Annotated in this window: 2 protein-coding genes and 1 pseudogene; all 3 read left to right on the top strand. The window is 61.2% G+C overall.

What is annotated here, in order from left to right; genetic code table 11:
• Positions 1-210 (top strand): annotated as a pseudogene (locus WBV42_RS17850) (ion transporter); the annotation flags it as partial.
• 110 nt (positions 211-320) lie between these two features.
• Positions 321-1,148, top strand: a complete 828-nt coding sequence (locus WBV42_RS17845; RefSeq protein ID WP_423987221.1) for a polysaccharide deacetylase family protein — start codon at positions 321-323, stop codon at positions 1,146-1,148.
• Positions 1,149-1,314: 166 nt separating this feature from the next.
• On the top strand, positions 1,315-4,491 hold a 3,177-nt coding region (locus WBV42_RS17840), incomplete at its 3' end, for a beta strand repeat-containing protein (protein WP_423987220.1).

Here is a 4,491-nt window from a genome sequence, read left to right as displayed (position 1 = left end):
TGGATGGGGCGATGGGTGACGGTGGCTGGCGTGCTCGCCGCGATCATCCTCGTCCCGTGGCAGGCAGGGAAGATAGTTCGGGAATGGACGGACAGGGGAAAGGTCGAGGTTACGTGCCCCCAGTGTGGTCTCTCCTACCACGACCCGGATGCATCCCACTGTAAAGCGTGCGGCCACGTCATCTATCGGAAGTCCGACTCGCCACGGTAGCGAACGGTTTCCAAAAGCCGCCGAGTAACCGCCCGATTTCCTTCGGCTCGAACCGATTTTCAACAATCCCCCACGAATCCTTATCTTCCTCCCACGAGACCCACCAACCAATGTCCAACGCAACCGTTTGCCTCTGCTTCGACTTCGACGCGGTCTCGGGATGGATTCACGGCCACGGCGCGACGGATAGCCCGGTGAAACTCTCGCGCGGTCGGTACGGCCCTGAGGTCGCCGCCCCGCGCATCCTCAACCTGTTCGACCGGTTGGACGTGCCCGCGACGTGGTTCACGCCGGGGCACACCATCGAGAGCTTTCCCGAAATCTGCGGAGAGGTACACGACCGCGGTCACGACGTCCAGCATCACGGCTGGCACCACACGCCGCCCGCAAAGTTCGCGGGCAGGGAGGCCGAGCGCGCCGACTTCGAGCGCGGCATCGAAACGATTCGGGACCTGACGGGCGAGAAACCGACCGGGTATCGATCACCGTCGTGGGACTTCTCGGCGCACACGCTCGATATCCTGCAGGAGTTGGATTTCGAGTGGGACTCCAGCCTGATGGGTCACGACTTCGAACCGTATCGGGTGCGCGAACTGCCGACTGCCGACTCCGACGAACCGTATGTGGCGGGCGAGGAGACGGACTTGCTGGAGTTCCCGGTGTCGTGGCACCGGGACGACTGGCCCTCGTTGCAGTTCACGCCCGGACGAAGCGGCAGACCGTTGCCCGACGAGGAAGCCGTTTTCGACGGCTGGTACGAGCAGTTCGATTGGATGTACGAGAACGTCGAGGACGGTGTGTTCACCCTGACGATGCACCCGCAGGTGACTGGGCAACCGCCCCGACTCCGCTATCTGGAGGCGTTCGTGGAGTCCGTACGCGCGAAGCAGGACGTGGAGTTCGCGCTGGTGAACGATGTGGCCCGGGGAATAATATAAGGAGAAGAACGGGTCTAGGTTGGTATCTAACTTTCCACACTTTCGTTGAATATTCGGATGACTAGACATCCAAAGAAATTTGTATAGGTACTGACTCTAGCGCACGAACGAATCGATAGTATCGATTTTGATAACTGTAGGCAATCGTCTCCCCCATCCAATAACTATGTCACGAAATCACGGCCGTATTCGTGCGGCCCTTCTGGTAGTAATCGCGCTGATGGTCGTCGTCGGAACCACACCACCATCGGTGAGCGGTGCAAACAACATCGGCATCGGCATCAATGGGGAGGACGAGACGATTGCGCCGGGGGATTCGTTCGGCTATTACACATACGGTTTCTCCGGTGACCACTACGTCTACGTCGTTCTTGACGAGAACGGAGACGGTTTCTACAACGCGTCCGACGGGTACATGAACGTCTCCGTTTCCACCAGCGATAGCAACTTCAACGACTATTTCCCCGCCACGAAGACCACCGGCTTGGACGGGACGTACGACGTGTACGCTGTCGATGATAAATCCCTCGACGACGGACTACTCGATACCGGTGACAGTCTGACGAACGGCTCATCGACACAGATACACATCGACGGAAGTCCACCGTGGGTTTCGGACGTGAATTTTACGAACCCGACCGGTCAGACGCTCGATTTCTCCTTCACCACGAACGAGCAGGTAAACACATCGACTATCAGCATCACTGGACCCGAGTCAAAAACCCTCAACGGCAGTAATTTCACTGAAACGAACGACAACGGGACCTACACGTACGACACCTCCGTCGCAACCAGCAGCGACGGCAACTACACGGCGGAAATCACCACGGCGGAAGACGACATCGGGAACGACGCCGTGGACAACCAATCGACATCGGTGCTGTCCGACAACGTTACCGTCGATACCGTTCCGCCGGGACTGCAACACGTCGAGGCGAAAGTCGGCGACGACACTGCCATCGTCACGTTCAACGAGAGCGTCGTGGACGGTGACGGAAATGCACTCACCGCCGACGATTTCGTGTTCACTAACGCCGACGGAGGCGGCGCGACGAATATCAGTTCCGTGAGCCACACGGCGGGCACGGACACGGCGACGGTGACCTTCGACGCCTCCGTCTCGGCGGGTGACCTAGAAAACGACACCATCGCGGCGAAATCGGGGCACGTCTACGACCGGTACGGGAACGCCGCGGACACGACGGCTAAATCGCTGGAGGATACGGTGCAACCGGGGGCACCGACGGGAATCTCCGCACCGGACATCAACGCGAGCAATCGGGGGGCGTACGACGTTTCGGTCACCCTGCCCGACGACCACGAGGCCGGAACCGTACAGCTATTGCTTGCCGGTGGCGCGGTGACCGAGAGTACCACGGTCACGGCCGAGTCGGATGGCGACTCGACCGGTGAAATGGTCACGTTCACCGGCATCGGTACCTCCGGTATCGCCGACGGAACGGTTTCCATCGATGCGACGATGACTGACTACGCCGGGAATTCGAACAGCGCTTCTGGCGTAAGTGTGACGAAGGATACAGGTCTTCCCGGCGTCACCGACGCGAGCATCTCGAACGCACCCATCGGAACCTACGACGCCGGGACCCAACAGACGGTGACCGTCGAGTTCAACGAGAGCATCGATACGAGCGCAGACCCGACGGTTCGGATCGTGAATTTGAACCGGACGTACGCCGTCAACGGGAGTTTCGACGACGATACGACGTGGACCGGGACCGTCACCATCGCGGACGACAACGAGCAGGCGACCGGAGCCATCGAAATCTCCGGTGCGACCGACGACGTGGGCAACGTGATGGCTGCCGACAGTTCGAACACGTTTCAGGTCGATACGACGGGACCGGCCAAACCCGATTCCACCGACGCGGCGAACATCACGCGGAAAAATCAGGACGACTACGACGTCACCGTGAACCTCGTCTCCGACTCGGAAGCCGATACGGTGAGCGTGAAGATCTCGGACGGGACGGACTCTGTTGTCGAGAATCGGAGCGTCGCGAACGGTTCGGATTCGGTTACCGTCACCGGTATCGACGTTTCGACGCTGGACGATACGGGGACGATTACCGTCACCGCGCTCGCGTTGGACGGCGGCTATCCGAACAGCGAGGGGTACACAGCGGGGACGACGGTGACGAAGGATACGACGCGGCCGACCGCGACGAACGTCGAAATAGGCGACGGCGAAATCAACGACACCGATGCCGGGACGTCACGGACGGTGACCGTCACGTTCGACGAGCGCATGAATCGGAGCGTCGACCCGTCCGTTCGGGTGACGGGTCTGAACCGGACGTACGTCGTCAGCGGGAGTTACGACAGCGACACGATATGGACGGGAACCGTCACCATCGTGGACGACAACGAGACGACGACCGGAAACATCACGGTCGAGAACGCGACCGACGCCGTCGGAAACGAACTGGCGGCGACGAAACACGCGTTCTCGGTCGATACGGTGTCTCCCTCCATCACCGGATTCGACGTGCGACATACCGGCGGCGGAACGGTCGAGCTATCGTTTAACGGCGGCGAACGACTCGACGCCGTTTCCGTCACCCTTTCGACCCCGAGCGGAACGACGACGCTCACCTCGTTTACCGAGTCGGGGAGCGGTCCGTACGAGTACACGACGACGTACGCGGGCGGTGACGGCACCTACACCGCGACGTTGACCGAGGCCCGCGACGATGCAGGCAACGACGGCGCAAGCGGGCAATCCGACACGGTGACGGTGGACACGACGCCGCCGACGTTCAGCGATCCCGCTCCCGCCGACACGACGGTCACCGACAACGAATCCACGATGCGTATCGACGTCGCGGATGCGACCGGGAGCGTGAACGGGAGTTCGATTCGCATCACGGTCACGGACTCGTCCGGAACCGAACTGAACGCGGTCGGAACGGCCCACAGCGGGGTTTCGTTCGACGGGAACACGCTCACCGTCGACCCCTCGGCAGCGGGAATCACGCTGGCCGACGGCGACGTGAACGTCACCGTCGCGGCGAACGATACGGACGACAACCGGAACACGACCGAGTTCTCGTTCGGCGTCGATACGACGCCCCCGGCGTTCAGCAACCCCGTGCCGACCGGGACGGTGACGGACGATTTGACGGCGATTCACGTCGATATCGACGACGCGATGACCGGAGTTGACGGGTCGAGCCTCCAAGTCACGCTCGACGACACGAGCGGCCAGTTCTTCAGCGGCGGAACCGGACCGACGGCGTCTCGTTCGATGGTGACACGCTCACCGTCGATCCGACGAAGTCGGGCGTTCCGACCCTTCCGAACGGTACGGTCACCGTTACCGTCA

The sequence above is a fragment of the Haladaptatus sp. genome, from assembly GCF_049589095.1.
GTDB lineage: Archaea > Halobacteriota > Halobacteria > Halobacteriales > Haladaptataceae > Haladaptatus.
Note: the sequence above shows the minus strand (reverse complement) of the source record. Positions and strands in the feature narration are given on the sequence as shown.

Bases quoted from the DNA above. Each gene is read 5' to 3' on its own strand.
- WBV42_RS17845 (WP_423987221.1), top strand. From the start codon at position 321: ATGTCCAACGCAACCGTTTGCCTCTGCTTCGACTTCGACGCGGTCTCG.